General features: G+C 45.1%; 16 protein-coding genes. 4 read left to right on the plus strand and 12 right to left on the minus strand.

Annotated elements, in window-relative coordinates:
* Nucleotides 1-3 precede the first annotated feature (3 nt).
* The 4 genes from tamL to ADIS_RS04285 form a co-directional block, all read right to left on the minus strand.
* Nucleotides 4-2310, minus strand: coding sequence for a translocation and assembly module lipoprotein TamL (gene tamL, locus ADIS_RS04270; RefSeq protein WP_010853110.1), 2307 nt, complete (start codon nt 2308-2310; stop codon nt 4-6).
* Nucleotides 2307-7334, minus strand: coding sequence for a translocation/assembly module TamB domain-containing protein (locus ADIS_RS04275; RefSeq protein ID WP_035804640.1), 5028 nt, complete (start codon nt 7332-7334; stop codon nt 2307-2309). Before ADIS_RS04275 ends, tamL begins: the two co-directional genes overlap by 4 nt.
* A gap of 301 nt (nt 7335-7635) precedes the next feature.
* On the minus strand, nt 7636-8721 hold the full coding sequence (locus tag ADIS_RS04280) for a hypothetical protein (RefSeq protein ID WP_010853112.1): 1086 nt from the start codon (nt 8719-8721) through the stop codon (nt 7636-7638).
* Between the two features lie 99 nt (nt 8722-8820).
* On the minus strand, nt 8821-9456 hold the full coding sequence (locus ADIS_RS04285; protein WP_010853113.1) for a class I SAM-dependent methyltransferase: 636 nt from the start codon (nt 9454-9456) through the stop codon (nt 8821-8823).
* Between the two features lie 397 nt (nt 9457-9853).
* Here ADIS_RS04285 and ADIS_RS04290 point away from each other — a divergent pair, with 397 nt between their 5' ends.
* Nucleotides 9854-11113, plus strand: coding sequence for a competence/damage-inducible protein A (locus ADIS_RS04290; protein WP_010853115.1), 1260 nt, complete (start codon nt 9854-9856; stop codon nt 11111-11113).
* A gap of 79 nt (nt 11114-11192) precedes the next feature.
* A complete protein-coding gene (locus ADIS_RS04295; protein ID WP_010853116.1) occupies nt 11193-12497 on the plus strand; it encodes a dihydrolipoamide acetyltransferase family protein in 1305 nt (434 codons plus the stop codon).
* Nucleotides 12498-12526: 29 nt separating this feature from the next.
* Here the strand turns inward: ADIS_RS04295 and ADIS_RS04300 are convergent, their stop codons facing one another.
* Genes ADIS_RS04300 through ADIS_RS04315 form a run of 4 tightly spaced genes read right to left on the minus strand, consistent with a single transcriptional unit; the run spans nt 12527 to nt 17105 of the window.
* Nucleotides 12527-15421, minus strand: a complete 2895-nt coding sequence (locus tag ADIS_RS04300) for a PAS domain-containing hybrid sensor histidine kinase/response regulator (RefSeq protein ID WP_010853117.1) — start codon at nt 15419-15421, stop codon at nt 12527-12529.
* Entirely contained in the window at nt 15418-16425 is a 1008-nt protein-coding gene (locus tag ADIS_RS04305) for a cache domain-containing protein (RefSeq protein WP_010853118.1), read from the minus strand. Before ADIS_RS04305 ends, ADIS_RS04300 begins: the two co-directional genes overlap by 4 nt.
* Nucleotides 16426-16452: 27 nt before the next feature.
* On the minus strand, nt 16453-16692 hold the full coding sequence (locus ADIS_RS04310) for a hypothetical protein (protein ID WP_010853119.1): 240 nt from the start codon (nt 16690-16692) through the stop codon (nt 16453-16455).
* Nucleotides 16689-17105: an OsmC family protein gene (locus ADIS_RS04315; RefSeq protein ID WP_010853120.1), complete on the minus strand. Its 417-nt coding sequence runs from the start codon at nt 17103-17105 to the stop codon at nt 16689-16691. Before ADIS_RS04315 ends, ADIS_RS04310 begins: the two co-directional genes overlap by 4 nt.
* A 497-nt stretch (nt 17106-17602) precedes the next feature.
* Here ADIS_RS04315 and ADIS_RS04320 point away from each other — a divergent pair, with 497 nt between their 5' ends.
* Both ADIS_RS04320 and ADIS_RS04325 read left to right on the plus strand, forming a co-directional pair.
* Nucleotides 17603-18682 carry a site-2 protease family protein gene (locus tag ADIS_RS04320; protein ID WP_010853121.1) on the plus strand — a complete coding sequence of 360 codons (1080 nt, stop codon included), beginning with the start codon at nt 17603-17605 and terminating at the stop codon, nt 18680-18682.
* Entirely contained in the window at nt 18679-21351 is a 2673-nt protein-coding gene (locus tag ADIS_RS04325; RefSeq protein WP_010853122.1) for a cation-translocating P-type ATPase, read from the plus strand. The genes ADIS_RS04320 and ADIS_RS04325 overlap by 4 nt, the downstream gene beginning before the upstream one ends.
* A 5-nt stretch (nt 21352-21356) precedes the next feature.
* Here ADIS_RS04325 and ADIS_RS04330 read toward each other — a convergent pair whose 3' ends face one another.
* The 4 genes from ADIS_RS04330 to ADIS_RS23355 all read right to left on the minus strand — a co-directional run.
* Nucleotides 21357-23234 (minus strand): ATP-binding protein, encoded by a 1878-nt coding sequence (locus ADIS_RS04330; RefSeq protein WP_010853123.1) that lies wholly within the window; start codon nt 23232-23234, stop codon nt 21357-21359.
* A 154-nt stretch (nt 23235-23388) separates the two neighbouring features.
* Nucleotides 23389-23982 carry a DUF2911 domain-containing protein gene (locus tag ADIS_RS04335; RefSeq protein WP_010853124.1) on the minus strand — a complete coding sequence of 198 codons (594 nt, stop codon included), beginning with the start codon at nt 23980-23982 and terminating at the stop codon, nt 23389-23391.
* A 238-nt stretch (nt 23983-24220) separates the two neighbouring features.
* Nucleotides 24221-25984 carry an efflux RND transporter periplasmic adaptor subunit gene (locus ADIS_RS04340; protein ID WP_010853125.1) on the minus strand — a complete coding sequence of 588 codons (1764 nt, stop codon included), beginning with the start codon at nt 25982-25984 and terminating at the stop codon, nt 24221-24223.
* Nucleotides 25985-26104: 120 nt separating this feature from the next.
* Nucleotides 26105-26310 (minus strand): hypothetical protein (locus tag ADIS_RS23355; protein WP_035804642.1); only part of this gene is annotated, 206 nt, incomplete at its 5' end.

Here is a 26310-nt window from a genome sequence, read left to right on the forward strand (position 1 = left end):
AAATCAAAACGGATAGCCAATGGCAAAATTGAAAATCAGATTTTGCCGTCTCCATTGTGATTCGTTTAAGCGAAAATCCCTTGCCCAGCGCTGCCCGGGTGCTGCATAGGGTCTACGCAACGGAGTAGCGAAATCAAACCGAAGCACAAAAAAATCGACATCAATACGTAGGCCCGTCCCAACGCCAACTCCAAGTTCCCTATACCAATCAGGGGAGAACTTGCCGCCGGGCAATGCTTCGTTTTCGTTCATCAACCATACGTTCCCGGCATCGGCAAATAGGGCGCCTTTAAAAAACGAGGCGATTGGAAACCGATATTCCAAATTGGACTCCAATCGGATGTCGCCAGCCTGGTCAAAGAACCCGGCGATTCCAGCTTCCTGGGGGCGATAGGAGCCCGGTCCGAGTGAGCGTATCCTAAAAGCCCGTACGCTATTTGGGCCTCCCGAAAAAAACTGCTTCACAAAGGGCAAAGAAACCGAGTTTCCATAAGGTATCCCAACGCCACCAAAAAGACGAAAAGCCAACTTACTTTCTTGGGAAATACGCCAATAATACCTGAAATCCACATCTGCTTTATTGTACTGAGCATATTCAAAGCCCAAAAACTTATTGGGATTTTCTGATCCAACCAGCTGATTGATACCGTCCAGTCCGAAGCCTGCAAAGTCCAAGTTTGTGCCGAAAAATATACTATGTGTTCGAAAAGAATCCATCAATTGGCTGTAATTGAAGGAATAGGTAATTCCTGCGATGAATTGCTGCTCGAAACTAAACCGCAAAAAGGGATTGCTTTCCAGTATTTCTTCAAACTCCCGCGACGTGTTGAACAGACCTACAAAATTCATCGTAATCGGATTGATCTCATGGTATACAAACCGATTAGCGTTCCAGAAGTATCCATAAGAAGCCGATACGGAATTAAGACGGTACAATCCTCGTCGGTCTTGCACCTCCGTTCCTAGACTGATCCGGGTTTTTGGTACAGAATAGGCAAACCTCTCCTTGATATTGATGGGAAAGACTACACGCGGAAACACCAGCTCTCCTTTTAGACCCAGTTCCAGTGAACTCAGTCCGTCTCTTTCTCCACTGGCGATCTGGGTTTCGTAAGCTGCCCTACCGGTGACATTCAAAATCTCCCCTCCCTGAAAAATATTCCGGTTTCGGTAGCTGAGCAATAGTGCCGGGCCTGCAAAATTATTTGACTTTGACACTGCCTGTAGTTCTGCCCGAACCGAACGTTTGTTTTGTGGTGAAAGCAATAAATTTGCATTCAGTATACCGACTCCATCTGGGGTGATACTGTCGCTTTCCGTGTAGCGAATATTTACAAATCGGTAGTTTCCGATCCCTGCAATTCGGTTACTTGTCAGTCTGGACTTTGTTGAGCTGTATCGCTCCCCCGTATTGAGCAGAATATACTGTTCAAGCAGTTTTGGTTTAAAAGAAATAGGGACATCCTGAATAAATGAAATGTCCCGGACTATCGTAGTATCTGCCGGATTTTCTGACTGATCGACACTGTAATTGGGAAAAACCTTGATAGAGCCAAGATCATACGGCCGTAAGCTCTCTGATGGCATACCTTGTTTTGGACGCAAAAAAAGATCAAACTTTTTATCATTATAGCGGTTTGTATCCACCTCGAACAAAAGAAAATCCGCGTTGAAATTATAAAATCCCCGCTGTTTTAATGCCTGATCTAAACGCTCACGCTCCGCCCTTAAGACAGAAAGCTGAAAGCGGTCACCTTCTTTTAGCTTAGTATCCTCCATCAATCCCAAAATCGCCAAGTCTAGAAGGGATGAGTCGCCATCGTACGCATAGCTCTTGAGTTTGTAGGGTTCCCGAACTTTAATTGTATACGATACCGAAGCTCTCCAATCTCCCTGCTCCACTTCGGAATCTACCTCATTGAAAAAAAAGCCATTGTTTTCAAGTCTATTATTCAGCAAAATCTCTGTTTGGGGAACATTTACATCACTTAGATAGATGGGCTCTTCCCCAATCCGCCTTTTCAGAAAGCGATTGATGAAACCTGGGTTTTCCTGGCTCCCTTTATAATATGCCCACAGACCGATGTACATTCCTAAAAATCTACCATTGGGCTTTGGCCGCAATAATCCTTCGAGTTCAGCTTTCACCTGCTTCCAATCCCTCACCGGCTCTTCCAACTCTACCCGGAGGCTTGCCCCTGTATACAAATGCTTTTCATCCGGAATGTGTTTTTTCACGCTACAGGCTACCGCCAAAAGGAACGGAAACATGCAAACCAAAAAAAACCTCTTGCCTCCCTTATACCTCATGGCTGTTGGTCGTTTGATTCCGAATTATCATTTTCATCATCCTCCTTCCTTGTTGCCGGCTGGGTATTTCGCCTGGTTTCGATACCACGCCAAAGCTCCTCAAAATGATTAAACTCACGGTTGAAAATAAGCGAGATACCCGTTACGATCAATTGACCGTCTATAAAACTCTCAAACTGATTTCTCCGAAATCCCCTTAGCCTATACCTACCGTTTTCGGTTAGAAGGTATTCCACGCTGACGTTTCCGAGCAGGGCATTGCCCCCATCCATCGCTTGTGAGCTTCCTTCAATATCAATCTGGCTGCCTACCTGAACGATCAACCTGTCATCCATAAAACGGGACCTGGCACTCACATTGAGTTGGGTACGATCCTGTAGCCCTCCTGACTGATACTCCGTAAAACTATCCAGATCAAAATCCAACTCCAAACTACTGTCACCCAGCACATTTTCAGAAAGCGAATTCAACTGTCCGGACAACAGCTGGCTCACACTCGACCTGGCCAAAGCCGAGGCACCTCCCACTGCCCCGTCACTACCACGATCAGGAAAAAACCGATTTAAAACCAACAAGGAGAAAACCTGCCGATTGAGCTCCCCCTCCTGCGAGTTCAAAAGCTGCAACTGACCATACACATTACCTCCACCGGCACCACGTTGTTCCTCAGGCATATCCAAACGGAATGAGGGCTCGAGCCGGGTAAGATCGCCATCGATATTGAGGTAGACCAAAAAGGGCAACTCTTGTTTATACTGCGCCCTCGCCTCCGGGCCAAGTCCCGCGGTCTGAGCGGCCATTAACTCTGCTGCGGAGGTCCGTACCCTGTATATTGCGACTACGTTGAGTGTGGCATCCAAGGGATCCCCTGACCAGGAAATGGTACTGCCCTCCTCTATCTCAAATCGACGGCTTACCAAATTGTATAGGCTCATCTCATAATGCCCAGTACTGAGTTCATAAATTCCGGATAGGTCGATCCGACCATTGGGGTCGACGTTTAGGTTCAAGTTGGCCTTTCCTGCTATCAAGAGGTTATCTCCTGATCGCTCGTCCACTACAATCCGAAAGGTCGCATTTGGATCTGCCTCCACTAATGCCGAAACTTGAAATCCAGTTATCCCGCTGGTCACTGACTCGATTTGCCGCCGGGTGAGAATATCCTCTGGATCCTGCCGGTTGATAAACAGGACTACTCCGTCCCTTTCAATTACATCCAATTGTGACTCTGGAATGATAAAGGTAACATCGGTACCACTTCGTACATTCAGTCTGGAATTAACCCTAGGCAAGGCCAAATCACCCTGGATAGAGGCATTAACATCGATAAAGGCCTTTCCAAAAAAAAGATCATTGTCCTCACGCGAAGAATTCAGCACCTGAAAATTAGAAGCGGTGAGCCTAAGGTCAAATTCGGGGTTGTCCAAGTTCCGGGTGAAAATGGTGCCTCCAAATACAAAGGCGTTATCATCTGTATCTCTAATCGTAAACTCATCAAAATAAACGCCCTCATTATCCACCTTAAAAAGCTGCTGGTTAATTTTGTAGCGGGCATTGAGCGCATTAACAGTGAGTGCGGCATCGGCAAAGCTAAACTCACCTTCATAAACAGGTTCGGCAGTAGTGCCATATACCCGGGCTTTCCCCGAAATTTTCCCTGTCGTTCCACTTATCTGATCCTCTAAAAAAGCCTCAAGCAGGCTAAGTTTGAGTTCCGATAGATTCATTTCCAAGTTCAATTCAGCACCGGATTCGGCTACCTGATAATCTCCAAAGAGCCCAAATGTAATACCACCGTCCCTTAAGGCCATACTGAAATCATACCCACCATCTCCCATTGACTTGGCGGCCAATCGGAGATTCCCCAGGGAATTGCTGAAAACCGTCAGATCATCCACCGTTAGGTCAGCCAAGATCCCCAGAGCACCAAAAGGATTCTCCAAAACAAACCTACCGTTTACAAACCCGGTCGCAATCAGTTCATCCGGATTCAAAATACTTGTAAAAGTAGCAAGTCTGAAGTCTCTAAAAATCAATCCGATGTGATCCTCCGTCACATTTTCTATCGAATTGGAAATGAGCAGGCGCTGATCGTTTCGGGTTAGTTCAAAAGCTTCGATATCAATCCATCCCTGGGCATACCTAATCAGATTTTCGGGAAGGATCTCCCAATCCCTTTTGTTCAACACCAGATCCTCAGGATTGATGTGTAGACGAACCGTGTCTCCATCAAAGCCAAGGTCCAAGCCAACATGAGCCAGTTTCTCTTCGCCATCGTAGGCTAGAAAATCCAAGCTCAATTGATTGGTCTGCCAAATTCCGTCAAACAGTGTCCTGCCAACTCCAAGTGCACCAGAATGTAGGGAAACCAAGCCTGCCTCAAAATGAAACGTATCGTTTGAACCCAGCGCAGATAATCCGAGACTATCAATGGATATGGCTCCATAGGTAAAATTTGGAAGAATAAAACTTCCCTCAAAACCGCCTTCTGGCTGACGGAGGGTAACCTCTCCGTTGAGCGTCTCCCAATTTTCCAAACCCGGCATGATTACTTCCTCAAGCAGCCTTGACCTCGGCACCTCGATTCGGAAAACAAAATCGAAAAAAGAGCTATCACCCGCTATATCAGACCCTTCTGAAACCAACCCCTCAAAATAGGAAGCCATCCTACCTATCGTTCGTTCCGGGTTTGCATTCGAATGTACCTCAAACTGTAGGACAGAGCTTGCCAGATAAGCGGAGGTAGTATCTGCGTTTACTTCAGCGGTGAGGTCAAAATTTTCAATCGGAATGCTATTCTCGTCAAAAATCAACAATCCTTCGTTGAGTTGGGTCTGCAAAACAAACTCACCCGCATTGCCCTCCCAATGGATCCCGTAGTTGATCCTCAACCTAAGATCTTCCTGTGACAAATTAAGCGCACGAAAATCTGCACCACGTAGATCCAGCGTCAAATCAACAGTAGACTTGTCATCAAACAGAACAGCAGATGCTGACAGCTCAATATCCAAGTTTTCATCAGCAAATGCTAGCTGCATATTTCCCCGCTGGGTTGAAAACGCTGCGTTCAATGTCAGCCCACTGTAATCATACTCTGCATATTCCAACACTTCAAACTTGGAGGCGAGAGCCAGCTGCATCTCCTCCAAGCTAAGGCCGCTTCCCTCAACCTGCATTCGATACGACACCAATCCCAGCTGGGGATTTTGAATGATCTTACCGAGATCCAATTCGGCAAGATAAACATCGGCCTCGTATCTGGGCAGATCCGATTCCATGTAATTTGCCTTTACCGATACATGGCCATCGGTGGTATTCAAATCAGTTTCGACAGATAGATCCGGAAGGGCTCCGCGAATCGCCGCCACCAGCTTCATTTCCTCAGGAAAGGAGACAGGTAGCTCATAGGCCTTTAAAAGTTCATTCAGATTGGCTTGGTTTGTCTCCACGGTGACTGGCGAAAGATCCAACCGTAAATGCTCAAAATCAGTTAGATTGCCCAGCGAACCGGAAAGCGAAACCTTCGTATGTCTGCCCCATGAGATCTTGGCATCCGAAATTTTCAGATCATCTGGCGTACCCTCGAAGCGCATTACTCCAGCGACAGCTCTCTTTGCCAGTGGCGTGAAAAAAGCATTTTCCCGAAGATCCGGTGAAAAAAACAAGGCGTCCTGAAGGCCAAGTTGAAAAGAGGGAATATCCACGCCCACTCGATCCCATTCCAAATTACCGATCAAAGCATCAAATCCGTCGTACCCTATATTAAGATCACCTGAGAGTTTGCTATTTCCGGTTTCAACATGGAATCCGTTGATCACCACACCTTGATCGTCTAGGGTGGTCTTTACCCTGAACTGGTCTAACCGAAACCCCGACCTCTCTGCAAAAGCGATTTGATCGATGGAAGCCTTCAGCGTCTCATTGGCCAAAGAAATCCCGCTAGCCTGAAATACGAACCCATCCAATATCAATGCGCCGGGGTCAAATTTCCCCGGCTGCGGGGAAATTTCCGAAGTCCTAAACACCAACTTGTTTTCATGCAAATCGACCATACCCACTCGAACCTCCCAATCTGGCCAGAAGAACACTTGCTCTCCTGCGGGGGATTCTTCGGCCACTGAATCGGTGCCCTCCCCTAATAAAACGAGCTCAATATCGCTTTGTTTTAGGGAGAGTTCACTCACCGTGAGCTGACGGGAGCGCATATCCAACTCCGGCACTGACAACGAAAACTTCCCTATCCTAAGATCCGCGGAAGTCTGGTCTGGTACCGAAGCATATGTCAAACCAATATTATTCAATACGAGGCGTTCCAAGATCAATGCGGGTTCCACTAAGTCTGTCGGAGAATCCTCCGTTTCGGGTAACGGCTTACGCTGAAAATACTTAATATCCGAATCCTCTAGTCGGATATTCCCCAAGTCAAATTCCATGGCATTCAGATCCAAAGAGTTGACATCCAGATCAAACAAACCTACCTGCAAATAGACGTCCATCCCTACCATCTCATCATCATATCGAATCAAAAAATCAGAAAATCGGACAGGTCCTAGTGATACATCTGGAAATAAACCCTTGTCCTTAACCGAAGCATCTTTCTGATCAGACCCCTTTTTTTTTCCGTCATCATCGGAAGACATAAAAGCGTCGAGTAAAAAATCAAAGTTAAACGTTCCCTGCTCGTTTCTGGATACCGAGGCAACGAAACCGTCCCAATTCAGCCGGGAAACATGAATCCCTCCACTCGTTAACAAGGGTCTGATTCTAAGACCCGTCTCAAGGGATTTGCTGTAAACCAGCGTGTCACCTCGTTGGTCTTCCACATAAAAACCCTCCAAATAGACATCTCCTCGGAAAGTGAAAAATAGTCTATCGATGGCCACGGTCGTTTTTGTCTTTTCAGATAGAAAGGCCGTCACCTTTTGGACAATAAAGTCTTGTCCCCAAGGGCTCCTCAGCACCAACAATAAAGCAACAATCAAAAAAACGATAATTGCTATCAGCCAGCCGATGGCCTTTGCCATTACAGAAAAAAAACGCGTTGGACCTTTCAAATTTTACCTCTATTTAATTACCGGAATTCCTGATATTCGCTCATGTACCGATTCTCCCTAGTTTCACCTCCACCCCAAACCAACCACTTACGGATACTCAATGTTAAAGACGGATAAATTCTTATCCAAATTCAATTTAAGATAGCGTGGAAAAAGAACAGGGCGATTTGCGTTGAACAAAATTGATACCATGAGTTTAGCATCCACTCTTTTGACCCATGCTAATGTAGGTGTTCCCAGTCGCACTTGGCTTCGAAAACAGGAAGCGGGATCAGCTACCGCCCACAATCCTCCTCCATTTTGATTCCATATAATAGGCTCCTTCCCTCCTTTGAATACATGCCTGCCAGCGGTAAGTCTTCGGCCAGTTTTTAAAAGGCTTTGCCACCGCGTATAAAAACCGCAACATCCACCTGTCCGGTTTTGGAGTCCACCCATCGGAAGGAACCAAGAAAATGGTTATTTGATCTCCATCCGCTGCGACCTCATACATGCCTCCTACCTCGCCTATACTCTTTTTACTTACAATTTGAAATTTTCCCTGACATCGAGCATCTGATGGCAGACTGTTTAAACTCGGAAAGGGAGGCTGAAAGCTTATCTGAAGTGGAATCTCAGACCCCGTGTGCACTAACTTCTCTATTGCCGACCCAGACCCCGAACGGTTAAGGAATATCTGATGGGATCCATCCTTTATTTCCCGCGCACCATCCTGCGTCGGGATCGGCTTAAGATTTCCGGAATAATTTGGATTAAAAAAGCATGCAAAGGGTTGGGGGCTATACCTTGTGAAAAGCATGAATACGCCATCCAACGGAAACGGAAGCTTGTCGGGAGTATGTTTAACACCATCGATAGTCAGTAGAAAAACCGAGTGATTTCTTCTGACAAAATAAAAATCAAAAAGATAAATCAAAGGTAGCGCGGTGGGACTATCGGCCGCTTGCCCCATGGGCGCCAACAAATCAAAGGGCCGTCGGGGTTTGGGGTGGTTTTCAGCAATTTCTATATGGATAATCCTTCCCTCTAAGTCATCGAATATGTAACATGCTCTAACCCCTTGATCATTAATAATGAAGTTTGATCTTTTAAATATTGTGGGCACCATCCTTGACAATCCCTTTCCGGCAATAGTATATTTCGCGGGATCCAAGGAAAGGCTTTCCTGGTGGTAAACATCTACTTTTCCGTCCTTCCGCCACCCTATTAACAAATGCCCCTGGCCATTAACCGCATCGTCAAAAACCTGTGGTTCGAATCCAATGTATATCCGGTCCGGATCCTTTTCGAAATTAACCAACAATAGCTTTACCATCTCGTCAATCTCGAAACAAAAAGGATGTATAATAGGCTCCATATCAGCGTGGGGTTAATCTGAAACCTTTAATCTACCCAAAAAAAGATTTTCTTCCAATTTGACGAAGCTGGAATCAGACAAAATGGAACAGCTGCAAATTCATATATCTCTCCTAGATCCCCTGGTTGGCTTTTTGGCAATCATACGTATGACCAGTCCTTTGCCGTTGTGAAAAATACCCTCTTCGAGCACAACCTCTTTCTCCTCCAAAAGAAAAAGCTCGTAGCCGGAAAAAAAATCCCGCAGTTCATCCCTACTAAACAACGTATCCTCATCCTTCGGGCCTCCGATGTTGGGGTTTTTAAGTAGGTACTCCAGATTTCCTTTGCTAAAAGCTTCAAACAGTATCATCCCACCCGGCCTTAGCAAGCTGTGAAATACCCTATGATACGATTCTTTCAAGGCAGGAGGAAAATGGGCATATATCAATCCAATCGCATCGAAGGATTCAGAAGCAAAAGCCAAATCCTCTAAGGTACCGACCCGGTAATCCAGTTGAACACCTCTCTTTTTGGCGAGTAAATCCGATTTCCTCTTCGCTTGCTCGCTTTGATCAAACGCTGATACCTTCCATCCGATAGACGCAGCAAAAACAGCGTTTCTTCCTTCTCCTTCCGCCGGAAGTAGCATACTACCAGGAGATAGCGAAGCCAACGACTCTTTGAAAAAAACATTTGGCTCTACACCATAGACATATTCAGTGCCACCGTATCGCTCATCCCAAAACTCCTTCATAAGCTAGGCATGGTTAGTTTCCATCCATGAAACAAAAAATGATCCGAAATAATCCATCTCCCAATGAAGAATGCTGAATAATCGGAATTGGCGCCTTATCAGGCGTTAATGTATTTCAGACAAGCAATGTCTTTAAAAAAACCAACCAAAGAGTTAAATCAATTTGATGTGATTGATAACCAGTGCCTTTTTAGGGTAGAATTTGCTTACCTCTATAAAACTGCCCAATCGGGGAAACTGGCTGGCTGAATTTAGTTAAATTAGCCGCTCAAAGGCGTACAACCAAAAAAATCCAGCTTAAGGCAAATGACCAAAGCGGGGTGACCGGTAACCATGCGGAATCCCTCTGATGGATCAAGCCGGGACAGGTGACGCAAAAGAAACAAATTATAGACACATGAAAAAAGAGGTTCGTGCGGAGATCATTTCCATCGGCGATGAATTGTTATACGGACAGATACAGGATACAAATAGTCACTGGATCAGTCAGGAGTTGACAGCAATAGGCGTGAGGGTCGTTCGTAGAACCACTGTTGGAGACAACCGGGAAGCGATACTGAATGCATTTGCGGCAGCAGAAGTAAATGCCGATATTATTCTGATGACCGGCGGCCTCGGCCCAACCCAGGATGATTTGACCAAACCGCTTCTTGCGTCGTACTTCGAATGCGACCTCGAATTGGTTCCTGAGGCGTTGGAGTCAGTAAAGGGCTTTTTTGAGAAAAGAGGCCGAGAGCTCACCGAGACAAACAAGTTACAGGCGCATCTACCCACCAAATGCCGTTATGTGCCAAACGAGGTTGGAACGGCTCCGGGCATGTGGTTTGAAGAACGAGGCTGTGTTTGGATGTCAATGCCCGGAGTGCCCCATGAGATGAAAAAGCTGATGCAGGATTTTGTATTGCCCAAATTACGGGAAATGTTTGACCTCCCTGTGATCTTCCATCAACTTATCCGAACGGTCGGTATAGGAGAGAGTTGGCTTTCAGATCTTATAAAGGACTGGGAAACAGCGCTTCCTGAACATGTAAAACTGGCCTACTTGCCTTCATTGGGCGAAGTAAAACTTCGGTTGACCGGCTTTGCCGATGACATGGAATCTGCATCGTCTGCCGTCGCAGGCCAGTTGGAGTTGTTAAAGCCACAAATCGAAAAGTATATCTATGCGTATGGGAATGTTCCGTTGCATGAAGCTGTGGGAATACTATTGAAGGAGAAAGGTCAAACGGTGGCTACAGCTGAAAGCTGCTCCGGCGGATACATTGCCCATTTACTTACATCCATACCTGGCTCCAGCGCTTACTTCAATGGCGGCGTGATTCCGTATCAAAATACGCTGAAAGAAAGCCTATTGGGCGTTTCGGCTACCACACTTCTAACTGAAGGTGCCGTAAGTGAACGCACAGTCATAGAAATGGCACATGGTGTTCGGGAAGAACTGAATGCTGATTACGGTCTTGCAAGCAGCGGAATAGCCGGTCCATCGGGCGGTACCGCAGAAAAGCCCGTTGGCACTGTATGGATAGCATGCAGCTATAAAGGGGGAGTAAAAACCAAACTGTTGAAGCTCACCCAAGATCGCTCGGTAAACATCCATCTCACGGCCATTTCAGCCATGAGCCTTCTCCGCACCTGCATTCTCGGAGAAACTGAATGAATATTTTGATTTTAACGATTAAATAAAAGAAATTTAGAATTTAATTTCTATTGCACCTAGGTCGAAAAAACAATTTGTCATGGCACTACTAGAAATGATCATGCCCAAAATGGGCGAAAGCATCTTTGAAGGAACCATTCTCGCCTGGCTGAAAAAGGAAGGCGAAGCTATCGAAGAAGATGAATCTATTCTTGAGGTCGCCACGGACAAAGTGGATACCGAAGTACCAAGCTTGAAATCCGGTGTTTTAAAAAAGATATTGGTCAAAGAAGGCGAGGTAGCTAAGGTAGGCCAGCCGATCGCTCTTATTGAAGTCGCCAATGAGTCCGAGTCGGACCAATCTTTGGCTGATTCTGAAGAAAAGAGTGACTTGGCCAATGACCTATTAGCCGTAACGCCAACCCATACAAATACCATTTTAGGTGGCGGTTCCTCATTACAAACAACTGATAATCAAATCAACATTGACGAGAGATTTTACTCCCCATTAGTGCGTGCCATCGCCAAGGCAGAAAACATTGATACCCATGAATTGGCCCGGATACCAGGCACAGGCAAAGATGGGCGGGTTACCAAGGCGGATATGTTTCACTACATAAAGTCCCGCGACGAAGTGTCCCAAAAGACCACCCATTTCGAAAACTTCCAAACTCCGGGGGCTCTTATTACCGGGGGTGACGAAATCATTGAGATGGACCGAATGCGGAAAATGATTTCGGAGCGAATGCTCGAATCGCAACGGATATCAGCGACGGTTACCTCATTCGTAGAAGCTGACTTGACCAACTTGGTCATTTGGCGGAACAAGATAAAAGATGAATACCAGCAAAGGGAAGGCGAAAAAATTACATTTACCCCGATTTTTGTTCAGGCGATCGCTAGGGCACTCCGAGACTTTCCGATGATCAATATCTCGGTGGATGGAGAAAGGATCATCAAGAAAAAAGACATCAATGTAGGGGTAGCGGTAGCTTTACCAAGCGGGAATTTGATCGTACCGGTCATCAAAAATGCCGACCAGCTCAGCTTAATTGGACTATCCAAGAAAGTAAATGAGCTGGCGAATCGGGGCCGTAAAAATCAATTGAATCCGGAAGATTTGACAGGAGGAACTTATACCTTGTCAAACATTGGCCCTTTTGGCAATATCATGGGAACACCCATCATCATGCAACCGCAAGTGGCTATATTGGCAGTGGGCACGATTGTCAAAAAGCCAGCTGTGCTCGAAACACCAACCGGAGACGTCATCGCCATTAGGCACAAAATGTACATGTCCCACTCCTACGATCATCGAGTGGTTGACGGTGCGTTAGGGGGAATGTTTGTGAGGAGAGTTGCCGACTATTTGGAGGCCTTTGACATAGGCACCAGTCTTTGGTAAATTAAACCCTGATTACAGCCTCGGCGGCCCTACGTGACACCTTTGGGTTTGGCCTTTGCCTCGGTTTTTCTATCAGCGCAAATCCTAACTTCTCTTAGAATATCTATAATTCGGACCGGCTTCGTCAAATAACTGTTCATGCCGGCGCCGATTGCCAGGTCAATATCTCCCTGAAACACATTAGCAGATAGTCCAACGATATGGGTTCGCTCACCATGGGGCTTACTTCGGATCACCTTAGTGGCTTCCATGCCATTCATACCAGGCATTTGGATATCCATAAAAATCAAATCGAAAGGAGATTCCTCAAATCTCTGAACTGCATTAAGACCATTTGGAGCCGAGGTGATTTCGTATCCCATTTGCCGCATTAGCATTCTCATAAACTGGAGGTTGATATCGTTGTCTTCCACCACCAAAATACTGAGTGGATACTGGGCAGCTGTCAACGGAAGGTCGTAAGCTTCCCGACTAGTACCTGCATACTCTTCGGGTAGTGATGTCGTATTCTCTGTTTTGGCCATTACATTAAAACTAAAGACAGAGCCAACTCCAAGCTCACTTTCCACCTGAAGACCGCCTCCCATGAGTTCAATCAACCGATTGGCTATGGCTAAGCCAAGTCCGGTTCCTTTGTACTCGCCAACCTGGTTTTCTTCTACTTGTGTAAAAGGCAGGGTCAAATAAGGAATTTTGTCCTTTGGAATCCCAATGCCTGTGTCTTTAACCTGCACATTTAAGATCAATGTCTCTGTGAAAATCTCCTCCCCCCACATCGAAACAACGACACTGCCACCTTGCAGTGAGTATTTAATGGCATTGCCAATGATATTGATCAAAATCTGATTGAGCTTTTCCCTATCCAATTCGATTACCTCAGGGATCGCATCTGCAACCTCAAAGGTCAAGTCAATACGCTTGGAACCAGCTAACCCGGTAAACATATTCACGATTTTGGCCAGTTCCTTGCGTATTTCGAACGGAACGGGGTTCAGTTCTAGCTTGCCTGCTTCGATTTTCGAATAGTCTAATATATCATTTACTATTGCCAAGAGAGCCTCTCCTGAATCTGACATGATGGAAACCAACTTTCGCTGTTCATCGGTAATACCTGTTTGTTCCAGAAGTGAAATCATGCCTAATAACCCGTTCATGGGTGTCCTGATTTCATGGCTCATGTTTGCCAAGAAACGGGATTTCTCCACATTTGCCTTCTCGGCAGCTTCCTTGGCCTCCTGAAGACCTCTTTCCCACAGCTTTTGTCCGGTTATATCCCTTGCCACCGACATCATCCTGTTTTCATCGAGCTTAAAAAACCTGACCTCAAAGTATACCCGTCCGATCTTAAGGAGCAAATCCATCTCCTTTGTCTGGATCTTTCCCGTCTTCACTGCTTTTTCAAAAGCGACCATCAATTGTTGACCGGTTTCTCCTTTGAGTACATCGTTTATCTTGAGGCCTATCGACTCCGCAGGGGACATCACCAATAAAGACTCATCCTGCACATAATAATCCAAAAACACACCCTCATTATCATAAATGAAGATGATATCCGGCAAGCTTCTCAGTACAGACCTTAGCCGGTTTTCACTCTTAACAAGTTCCTGTTCCGCTTGGTATTTGTCGTTGATATCCGTACAAATGCCTACCCCACCATAAAAATTTCCCGAATCATCGTAGAGAAAATGCTCAAACAGCCTGACCCGAATTACCTCCCCATTTTTCTTACGTATATCGGTATCGTACACAAAATATTCCCGTTTGGACATCAAATTTCCTTGGATTGCATCCAAAACTGTGTCAAAACCACTCAAAAACAACTGATCATACCGATCCCTGGTAAGCTCACTTTCTTGGTAACCAATCACATTTTCAACATTCTCGCTAATATTATGCAGCTTCCATTCATGGTCGTGATAGTAAACAAACCCCTTTGTTTGCTGAAGCAGCATGGTTTGTTGATTAAACAATTGCTCAAGGTCCTCCGTCTTCTTTTTGAGTAGCAAATTTCGCTTCGCATTTATTTCAAAGTACTTATAGGAAAAGAGAAGCACCAGCAGCAATAGTCCAAACAACAAAACAAAAACCACCATGTAATTTCCGTAAATATTGGAAGTAATGGCACCTCTTTCCTGCAAAAAAACAAAGGCAAACGATTTTCCTATCTCGTGAAGTGTAAAGGGGTACTGTACGATGATGACCGGCACCTCTGCCCTTCCCTCAATGGAAAAAGTCCCTGTATGCTTACCCCGCAGCCCACCGGCAAATTCCCTCGATAATTTATCAAACGAAGCATGGTCTAGGGAAAGCACGTCGGAATCCTGCTCCAAAACAAGGCTCTTGAGCATACCGTCTGACAATAGTAGCTTACTGGTACCATTGCCCAGGTAGTAATTCATCACTGCCTCCGAAAAAAATGACTCCAACCGTAACCGCACCAAAACGGTCATGTCACTCCGAGTCGAAATCACCTTTAAACACGGACTACAGCCCTCTTTGGAGGGCATTTGGGCCACTCGCCCCTTCTCAAAATAATTATTTGCATTTAGTTTATAAAAGGACGTTTGATCGCCATGCTTTACGAAAACAGTGTCTATCAAGCTGAAATAATTGTTGAGCAATCGCCGAATCTTTGCATCTTCAAGGATTTCGATCAATTCTATATCTAATCTATTGAGATTCTCAGGGGAGTTGACAAAAGAAACCAACTCCTCATTCAAATCCGTGAACTTTCTTTGGGACTCATTAGCTGCCAACTCCACCTGCTTACTAAGAAATTGGAACCTCGTTTCCAGCAGATTATCGGATAACGCGCCATAGAAGGTGCATGCGAGTACGATGATCAATAAGACCGACACAACCCCAAATCCAAACAGCCAAAAAATCAGTCCTGACTTTCGGCTTCCTTCCGACCTCTCCATCATTCTCTGGGATGAATGCTCAACATATACCACCCTAACATATTCATAGGCCTACAAAAAGCCTCCAATTTATCGCCATCCAACTCAAACCTAAAATCGGTTTCCTTTTCCAATAGGAACTTCGCGGCCATCTGGCGAACCTCTTTACTTTTACTTCTAAACAGGTTAAAATCCTCTTTTCTGAAATTGTCAGACAAAATGGTTTGTATGTACGTGTGATTTCGTAGTGGGGGCATGCTTAACGCTTCTATTGCGCGGTCACCTCCCGCTACTATGGTACCCAAGTTGTCTATTATCATCAAATTACCATTTCTATTGCCAGAAAAATAAGGCATCAGGTCTGTCAACGTAATATCTATTCCCAAAACCCCCATAAACTCCTGCTTAAAATAAACCGGATGTATCAACGACATTATCCAACCCCGACCCGCTGGATCGATGTAGATTTCGTCGATCCAAACACGTTTTTTTTCCGGATTTTTGTCTTCGGTAGCGAGGTAATAAAAATTAAAAGCCGTGACATCGATTTCAGGTTCGATCGTATTCATCAAGTCATACGGGGGATAAACCCGGGACGTCTGGCTCTTTGTGTTATAATAAACTTGCGCAATCATTGGGTATTTCTCTGTCAATACCGCAAAAACGCTATCAAGGGGCTCTGTCAGAAAAATCTCTTCTTTTGATCGGGCTAGGTTGTCGGAAAAAAACGAAACAAAAACGGTGCTGCTGGAGGATTCCCAACGTTGGTTTCTAAACCAATTGTTCCTGTCCACAAAATACTTGGATTTATCGGCAACTGCAATCAAGCTGTCCCGCAATGGATACAGACTCTCAGTATATTTCGCCAATTCCACTATTTCGTATTCCAACGGCATTAAATCTACTTCCAATGCATTGATAACAGAATCCAAATAGTCAAAATACACAAAATCATTCCCTTTTTCTTCTCTCCTACAAGCAAAAGAAATTAGTAAAACAGAAAACGAAATAAAAAATCTATATTTCATCTATAAATAGTCAAACCTCAGGTGAATTTAACTAAATTCCAATTGATTCCTAAGACAACGGTGCATTTCTTCAAACCTTTTTTTCACCAATTCCCAAAATTCCCCTTGAAGAAAACCATCTAGGCTTTGTTCGTCCAGCACGTCCAGTTCCGACACCTTGAACGTCTGCTCGATCATGCCCTGTTCAAATTTCAGCAGGTACTTATTGTTCCATGAGAATACACTCACCCGAATGCCCTCATTGGAGAGTTCCTTGATAACTCTCATGATGGCCGAACGATTTCGCAGGAATGAGTAACGCTTGACTTCAACGAGGAAGCAACCGAGCAATACTTTTCTACCGCAAGCTTAACAACCTTTTCAAATTCTTCCAATGTGGCATCGGGCGAAGTCAGGATAAACTTCAGGTGGATGCTCTTGTAAAAGGCAGGAATACCCTCATCTCTATCACCTTCAGCATCTACTACTAGATCCACCACCTCCTTTCGGCGCTTTTTCATCATAGACACTGCATCGACAGCCGAGCACCCCGCCAATGCGGACAAAAGCAATTCCATTGGAGCCTGATGCCTCTTCAAAGAGGGTTCATGCATGTCGATCTGAACTTTATTGCCGGTAGCATTCACTGACTCATATTCATGCTCTGAAATCATTTTCAGCGTAATATTTCTTTTTGCCATTACAAGGATATTTACGTTTTACTTATGCAGCTTTATTGAATGAAAGACTATTAAACAAAATCATACATTTTTGACGTGTAACCAACATTAGGCCACCTTAATACGGGTTTGTCTTGCAAAATTAAAGACGCCTTCCGGTGTTTCAAACCGCGAAGGTCCATGTGTCCCAACGAGCGAGGGACAACAACAACCGCCTGTACAAACGTGGGGGTTGAACACAGTCCTGTTGGTTTAAGTAGGTGAACCAAAAACCAAAGGAAACGAATTCGATAAGAAGGAGTCGGCCATTTTCAAGTTAACCCCTGCTCCAGCGCATCTCACTTGGAGAATAACCAGCATCTTACCGTCTTCATACTTCAAATCAAGCTCAAATATAATGCATTCAACTCCAAAATGGATATTAAATAGAACAGATTTAGAAACAGGAAAAGAAAATATGTGAAAAAAAGATAAAATACCCTAACTTAACGCTACGGAGCAATTAAAATCCCTAGCAAATGAAGTTTTCCCTGTACCTTGGTAAATACAAAGGAATTAAAGTATTCATACACTGGACATTCTCTATTTTGTTACTTTGGATCATTATCGCCAACGCCCGCTCTGGCTTGGCGCTAGACGACAGTATCTGGTCCGTTATCTTTATCCTTTCGATTTTCTTTTGTGTGCTGTTGCATGAATTTGGACACGCACTTACTGCCCAGAAATACGGTATCCAAACAAAGGACATCATCTTGCTGCCCATAGGTGGGTTGGCAAGACTGGAAAAACTGCCGGAAGATCCCCGGCAGGAATTGTACGTCGCCTTGGCCGGACCTATGGTCAATATCGTCATCTTTTTCCTGCTTTCCATCGTCGTATATCTTGGCGGCCTCGAGATAGACCGATTGGAGGAAACCCATCTGGACAAAAGTACGATTGTTCTGTACCTTGCATCGGCCAATCTCCTTCTGGCTGTTTTTAATATGCTGCCGGCTTTCCCGATGGATGGGGGCAGGGTACTTCGTGCCTTGCTTTCAATCCGGATGGATAGGGTAAGGGCTACCCAGATCGCCGGAAGCATTGGGCAGTTACTGGCCATCGGTTTTGTTTTTTTCGGACTCTTTTATAATCCGATTTTGGTATTCATAGGGATTTTCATCTTCCTAGGCGCCCAAGCAGAGGTTAGCCACACGACGCAAACGTCCTTTTTGAAAGGATTTTACGTTGCTGATGTGGTGATGAGCAACTTTCCGATTGTCGCTTTTGATGCACCGCTTTCGAAGGCGATAGAAAAATTACTGGATGGCCAATCCACCCATTTTGTTGTCGTAAAGGACGATATGGCGGTCGGAACGCTCTCCCGGGATGACATCATTAAGGGCCTACAGGCACATGGTGACCAAGTGGCAATAGAGGCTGTCGCAAACAAAACCCCACTTCGCTTGGAATTGCATCTTCCATTAGAGGAAGCCTTCAAAAAAATGGCTTCCGAAAACACCAAAGTTGCCTTGATTTTTGAGCAAAACCACTTTATGGGCCTACTCGATCAAGAAAACATTTCGGAATTCATCATGGTGAAAAATGCGATAACCAAATGATCAAATTACCCCAACACCCACACCACTGCGAACTTCAGACGTTAAAAACCCAGCTAGGCACCTCGGAAACCGGACTTAGTGATCAAGAAGCCACCAATAGGGTCAAGGATTTTGGCTTGAACGAGATACCCGATCCGGGCAAACGGCCCCTTTGGAAAATTGCGCTCAAACAGTTCAACAACCTGATGGTGTACATTTTGTTTGCCGCAGCGTTCATTTCCTATTTGACCGGCCACTTGGTAGATGTATATGTGATACTCGGCATCATACTTATCAATGCCATCATCGGCTTCATACAGGAGTATAAGGCTGAGGACGCGGTAGCGTCGCTGAAAAACATGTTGGTGCCCAAATGTAAAGTCATACGGGATGGAAACCTGAAGACCATCGATTCAAAAATGCTGGTTCCGGGAGATGTGATCGTAGTGGAGGAGGGAGATCTTATCCCAGCCGATGCCCGTGTATTTTTAGAGAAAAATGCGCGTGCAACGGAAGCGTCGCTAACGGGCGAAGCGGTACCTGTAGAGAAAAAAGCCAAAGCGGTGGCACTGGAATCGCCTCTGGCGGAACGTTCGAATATGCTATGGAAAAGCACTTTCCTAGCCAGCGGTTCAGCGCGAGCATGGGTAACCGGAACCGGACTAAAAACCCAAATCGGTGAAATTGCCTCCACTCTGTCGGGCATCAAACCACAGAAAACAAATTTTCAGCGGAAGACCGATAAATTAGCCAAACAAATGGCCTTTATTGCAATAGGGAGCGCACTTATCTTGTTTGTGGCGGCTTATTTTGTCCGAGGAGGGGAATTATCGGAAGTTCTCCTGATTTCCATCGCTGCGTTGGTATCTGCTATTCCTGAGGGCCTGCCCGCAGTGCTTTCCATTGTGTTGGCGATTGGATCCTACCGAATGTCAACGAAAAATGCCATTATACGGGAGTTTACAGCAACAGAAAGCCTTGGCTCCGTGTCCACTATTGTGACGGACAAAACAGGTACCCTTACCCAAAACACAATGACGATCCGAAAAATATGGCCATTCGGATACGATGAAATACCCGTCACAGGCGAGGGGTGGGATAGTGTGGGAAAGATACAGCTTAAGGACGAAGCCAGCTATTCTGTCAACCAACTATTGGAAATAGCCGCCCATTGCCACCAGACGTCCGTCACCAAAAAGCCAAATGGGGCGTTTCAGGTAACAGGAGATCCTACCGAGGCGGCTTTTTTGGTACTGGCAAATAAAGGAAAAAGAAAGAAAGATCTACAAGTTGTCGAGGATAATGCGTTCAGTTCAGAGCTGAAGTACCGAACAACGACCGTAGAAAAATCAGGCAGACTGCTTCGGTTTTTTATCGGAGCTCCCGAGGCTATTCTGGCACGGTGCACCCACTGCCTGGAAAGTGACGGGGCAATCGGGATGATGGAGGGAACTGATAAGGAAGGTGAAATCAAAGCAAAATTAACCTCCTGGTCAAAAGAAAGCCTTCGAGTACTCGCCATGGCATACAAGGAGTTGGAAAAAACAGATGAATTAGATGATGCCTTGATATTTGTAGGATTTGCGGGAATGATCGATCCGCCTAGACCGGGCGTTAAAGAAGCGGTAGAAGCATGCCATCGGGCGGGTATTCGGGTCATTATGGCAACCGGAGACCATGCCGATACCGCCTTGGCCATTGCCCGAAAGGTTGGGATAGCATTGCCCGGACGGGATGTCGTCTACACGGATTCCCAACTTCAACAGATGGGTCCAATGGAATTTTCCAATGCGGTAATAGAGGCGGATGTCTTCTCAAGATTAACCCCATTGATGAAACTAAAAATTGCAGAAGCATTGCAAGAACATGGGCATCTAGTAGCGATGACAGGAGATGGCGTAAATGACGCTCCAGCACTGAAACAGGCCAACATAGGTGTATCCATGGGCATCATGGGAACGGACGTGGCCAGGGATGCGTCCATGATGGTGTTGGCTGACGATAACTTCGCCACAATCGTTCACGCAATCGAACAGGGCAGAATCGTATTTAATAACGCCAGACGTACCAGTTTCTTTCTAGTAACTACAAATTTTGCTGAAATCCTGACCTTAATCATCACGGTTTCGATGGGATATCCTATCCCGCTTACTGCCACGCAAATTCTATGGATCAATTTGGTAACCGACGGATTCTGCGACAAAGCACTCGCCGCAGAAAAGGGACACGGAGACGAGCTGGATGCAAAACCAATTCGACCGTCCGAAAATATCCTCAATTCGGAAATTTTACCATTCCTTATAATTAATGCCTCTTACATGACAGCCTTGGCGGTAACCGCCTATACGCATTATCTCCCTATGGGAGTGGAGAAAGCCCGGACAGTGACCTTCATTGTTTTGGCTTTTTGCCAACTTTTCAACGTCTTCAACATGCGTAATCTTCGCGGGTCAATTTTTGAGATAGGATTTTTCTCCAACAAGTGGATAAACTACGCACTTATCGTCTCTGTGGTAATCCAGGTATTGATAATTGAGGTTCCCTTATTTGCCCAACTATTCAATTTCCAGCCGATCAAGGCAACCGAGTTTTTATTTTGGGTGGCGATGTCATCCTTTGTGCTTTGGATTGCCGAACTTTACAAAAGATTGGTCATGCAAAGAAAAACAAACCGACTCGGGGTTAACTAAGCAAATCAAGCCGCACGCTCGACTTTCATAAAAGTCACAACAAACTCTGTACCTTGTTCAGAATCACTTACAAGGTGAATAGAACCCTTGTTGTTCACCACAAATTGCCTAACCAGCATCAAGCCGAGCCCGGATCCGGTTTCGTTGGCCGTGCCTATCTTAGAAGCGATTCGAACGTCACCTGACGAATTAAAAACGGATTGTGCTTCCTCATCCAAGCCATTGCCTGTATCCCGAATATGAAGGCTCACCGAGTTGGGACCCTGCGTGTAGTATAGCCTGATTACGCCACCGCGGGGAGTGAATTTAATGGCGTTATGAAGCAGATTTTGAACGATAAGCTGAAAATGCCCCCTATCGACCCAAATTGGGGCTGAATCTGCCCGCTCGTGGCAGACCTCCAAATCCTTTGATTTAGCCTGAAACGCATACGCTCCGAGCAATTCCTCCACTTCCTGTACCGGAAATACTACCTCAAATTTAGGATTGATATTGTCAATCTGTTCGTTTACCCATTTCAGTATGTTCGTCAGCATGGAATCTGTTTTGACCACCTGCGAATACAGCAAATCCAATGCTTCGTCCTTTTGCCCATCTTCAAAACAACCCTCCCTGTACAATTCAAGTATCTGCAAAATAGAATGTAGCGGAGAGCGCAGGTCATGGGCAACAATTGAGAGTAACTTGTCCTTTGTCTGATTGATGTGTTGGAGCGCATGATTCTGCTCCTGAATCTGCCTCTTCTGGGATTCGATTGACACGTGTTTTTCCGTTAGTTCCCGGGTATAGGCATCCTTTTGCTTGAGATTTCTCCGAAGCATAAACGACAATCCAACTAATAACGCAAAGCCGGCCGTTGAAAAAAACAAGCCATAGTTCTTCCGCTTGATCTTCTGAAGAGTGAGTTCATTTTCCACTTTTAACTTGGCAATCTCACTTTGTGAAAGCTTCAGGTGGAGCTGCGCCAACTGCTGGTCCTTTGCCTCGTTGTATAAACTATCACTAAAAACCTTGTTCAATCGGGTATATTTCAAGGCATTGGCATAGTCTCCAGATTCTTCAAAGACTTTGGACAATATTGCCGACACCCGCTCCAAATCCCATACAGCCCCTACATGCTCAGCAAACCGCATACCTTCCAGTCCGGCCTCCTTTGCACTTTCAAACTTCCCCAATCTATGATAAACCTCCGCAAGACCTGTAAAAGCATATGCCTTCTCCCAGTTGTTTGCCTTCATGTCTTCTTCGAGCACTTTCTCAAAATAATAAATCGCCTGACTATACTCCTCCAACAGAAAGGATGTTCTTCCCAACCGGTTTACGGTCATTACACCGTAGACCGAATCGTTTTTACCAGCCAAAATCGATAAACTTTCCATCAACCGCTCCTGTCCTTCCTCATACCGCCCCAGATCCTCCAACGCGATGCTTAAATTTATCAAGTTCTTGGATATGGAAAGAGTGTCGTTGTGCGCGCGGTTGTGTACTAGGCATTTTTCCCACATCTCGATTGCATCAGCATAGGACTTCTTAGCCAAGTAGATCAATCCGATCCCGTTCATGGAAAATACCGTCTGCCCAACGTCCCCCAATCGCTCAGAAATCTCCTTTGCCGACAAAAAATGACTAAATGATTTATCATAATCACCGGAAACGTAATAAAGTGCCCCTAGTCTATTTAACGCCTTGGCGTGAAGCTCAGAATCACCGGCGCTTTTGGTGAGCTCAAATGCTTTGCTTGCAAAAAATATAGCAGAGTCTCTGTCGTTGTACTGCATTTGCTCTGCTCTATCCAAAAATTCTATAATAACACCTACATCTTGCCCTTGAACAACAGCTGTACCCCCAAATAGGATGAGCAAAAAAAATACGACCCTATCCATACCTTCTACTTTAAACCACCGAACACCACCTTAGAATAATACCAAAAATCGCTCAAAAATAGTTTATTTTTGAAATATTCCAAGTATCCAAGAAAAAATTGTTAAAACCGAAACAATAAGAACAGCCACTCAATAGTGCCAGTGACAGGCCAGCTTATGATTTGGATACTATACCAAGCATAAAACCTTTTCCAGCCCACTTAAACCAAATTACCCCTGTTTTTAAATCCGCTGCTGTAACCTCAAATTTCAATTGCTCTTCAGCTTCGTCCAAACGAATGGATGGCACCTCGAACCTTGCCACATCTTCTGATTCATCATAGTCGTCAGCAAGATGCTGTTTATAATTGGTATTAAGGATTACCGTCCAGCTTTCTTTACCTGGGATGGTAAATAGCGCATATTTTCCTGCTGGTATCACTTCACCCTCGATCTCGAGATCTTGATTGAAAGAAATACTGGCAGCCGAATGTGCCCCAGTCACCCATACTTCATCATAAGCCACGAGCCCCCCGAAAATCTCTCTCCCTCTTACACTGGGAGCAGAATAGTCTATGTGCACATGGTTGGATCCAATATTGGCCATGGCCGCCGTTCTTGGGCTTTTGGAATTAGACGCTCCTGCATGGGCACTATGGTCATGATGGGCATGTTCATCTTTTGCTACTTCCTTCTCCTCTGTCTTGTTGGAGGTGCATGAAAGGATAATCATTGAGAATAGGATAATCATATAATTTTTAGCTTTCATATTTTAAATTTGATTATTGAAATTAAGATATTTATTGATATTTAGATATTTATTGATATTTACCAATAGTATTCAGTAAACCAAAGATTTGAACCTTTTGACAAAGAAGCCTAAATCCGCATCTTACATAAGACTCGATTCCAAGGTAAACATGAATATCCCAAACCAATATACCTCTGTTTAATTAAGATATCCCGACAATCCAGGGACTAATATCTCAATATCAACCAATATCAATTTAATGCTTATGCCCCACCTGCACCGATGACTTGGTATCAGACGATGAAGTGACTCTCTTACCCGGCTGATAGGTTTTCTTGACCTCTCCACAAGTGAGCATCATGTCCCCGAAATATGGATTTCTGATTTCCTTTTCAGAGCTCAACCAATAAGCTCCTTCGTCTCGAAAAACCATAGGACAATATTGACGGTAAAGGGTTTGATCCACCACACCGAAATATTCCACTGCTTCAATTAGGTTGTCGGATAAGGTCTCGAAATGCTTCCTTTGTTCCTCCACATCTGAAGTCTGTGTTATTTTATCCAGACTGATCTGCATAGGCCTCAACAAATCCATCCAAATGTCATGGGCCTTTCCTTCCAAAACCTTCATATCCACTTTGGCCAAACTGGCTTTGGCAGGTCTGATTGTCTTTTGGGTAGCATCCGCATCGGTTTTGACCAAGGCATCCTTGATGGGAAGATAGCTTTGCACAAATGCTGTAAGTTGTTTTCTAAATTCCTCAGGTGTATCCAAAGTCTTCACTTCCGGCCTGGTCATCATGCTGTAATTACCACTCAACTGTGCCGCTGCATCAATGGCAAAAACCCCATTACTGACCACCTGATCACCTTCTTCTACTCCTGACAAAACCAAGTAGTCTTCTCCTACCCTTGGCCCCAATTCTACCTCACGCATCTCGAATGCCGGAGCTTCCTTATCCCCTAACTGCACATAGACCACCGATCTAGGCCCTGTCCATAGTATCGCTGTCTTGGGAATCATCAAACCTGACTGACCTGCTTGGCCTGTAGAGATATTGGCAGAGACAAACATTTCCGGTTTCAACTCAAAATTCCGATTGTTTGCTTCAGCACGAACTCCTACAGTTCTGGTATCTGGGTTTAAGACTGGATCAATGTAAGTTACCTTCGCATTGAAAGCCCTTCCTGGATAAGCGGAAACAGAGAAACTCAAATCATCTCCTTTCTTGATGGCACCTAAATCAGATTCGTAAGCATCCAAAATCACCCATACCGTACTCAGGTCCACTATCTCAAAAAGCACAGAACCCCTGCTGACGAAGTCACCTACTGAAACATTTCTAGCCGTCACCACACCAGCCACATCAGCATAGACGTCAAATTGGGACTGTACCTCACCTGAACTTTCTATCTTTGCAATCTGCTCCTCCGAAATCTTCCAAAGTCTCAGTTTTTCTCTAGCAGCTTGGTAGAGTGCCGGTTGACGCTCTTTGATTTTGGCCGTTTCCAACAGCTCCTTTTGGGCATTGACCAGTTCGGGGGAATAGAGGGTCGCTAATTTTTTACCCCTTCTGACCTCCTGCCCGGTAAAGTTGACAAACAATTGATCCACCCTTCCCGCATAATTAACAGTAAGACTTTTCACACGTTGTTCATTGGCTTGGATTTTTCCTGTTAGGGAAAGTTTCCCTGTACCAGCCCCGGATTTAACCCTGACAGTCTGCACGTTGGAAAGAGCAACTGCCTCGGGGATCATTTCCAACACAAAGGGGCTGGATTCTCCGCCCATTTTTTTGCTGACTGGAGAAAGTGCCATCCCGCAAAGCGGACATTGCCCAGGTTCATTTTGACGGATCTGAGGATGCATGGAACAGGTGTATTCCACCCCGTTTTCATCTATATGCGTATGCTCGTGGTCAGGATGCTCTTCCCCTCCCCCACGAATCAGATATCCTGCTACCGCCCCAAAGAAAAGGCTGCCGAGGATGATGATAATTATTTGTTTATTTGTTTTCATGTTTTTTTAGACTCAAGACATAAGACATAAGATTTGAGAAAGTTTGACCTTTGAGGTTTTTAGAACCTCGAAGGTCTTTATTTTTTATTCCTGAAAACCTTCGAGTGCACTTTGGTGAACTCAAAGGTTACCTGTCCGACCTTTGAGGTTTTTGAAACCTCGAAGGTCTTTTGTAGAGGCTAAACCTTCGAGGTCAGAAAAAGACCTCAAAAGGTTACCTGCCCGACCTTTGGGGTTTTCGAAACCCCGAAGGTCTTTTGTAGAGGCTAAACCTTCGAGGTCAGAAAAAGACCTCAAAAGGTTACCTGCCCGACCTTTGGGGTTTT

It is taken from the genome of Lunatimonas lonarensis (assembly GCF_000390185.1).
Taxonomy (GTDB): Bacteria; Bacteroidota; Bacteroidia; order Cytophagales; family Cyclobacteriaceae; genus Lunatimonas; species Lunatimonas lonarensis.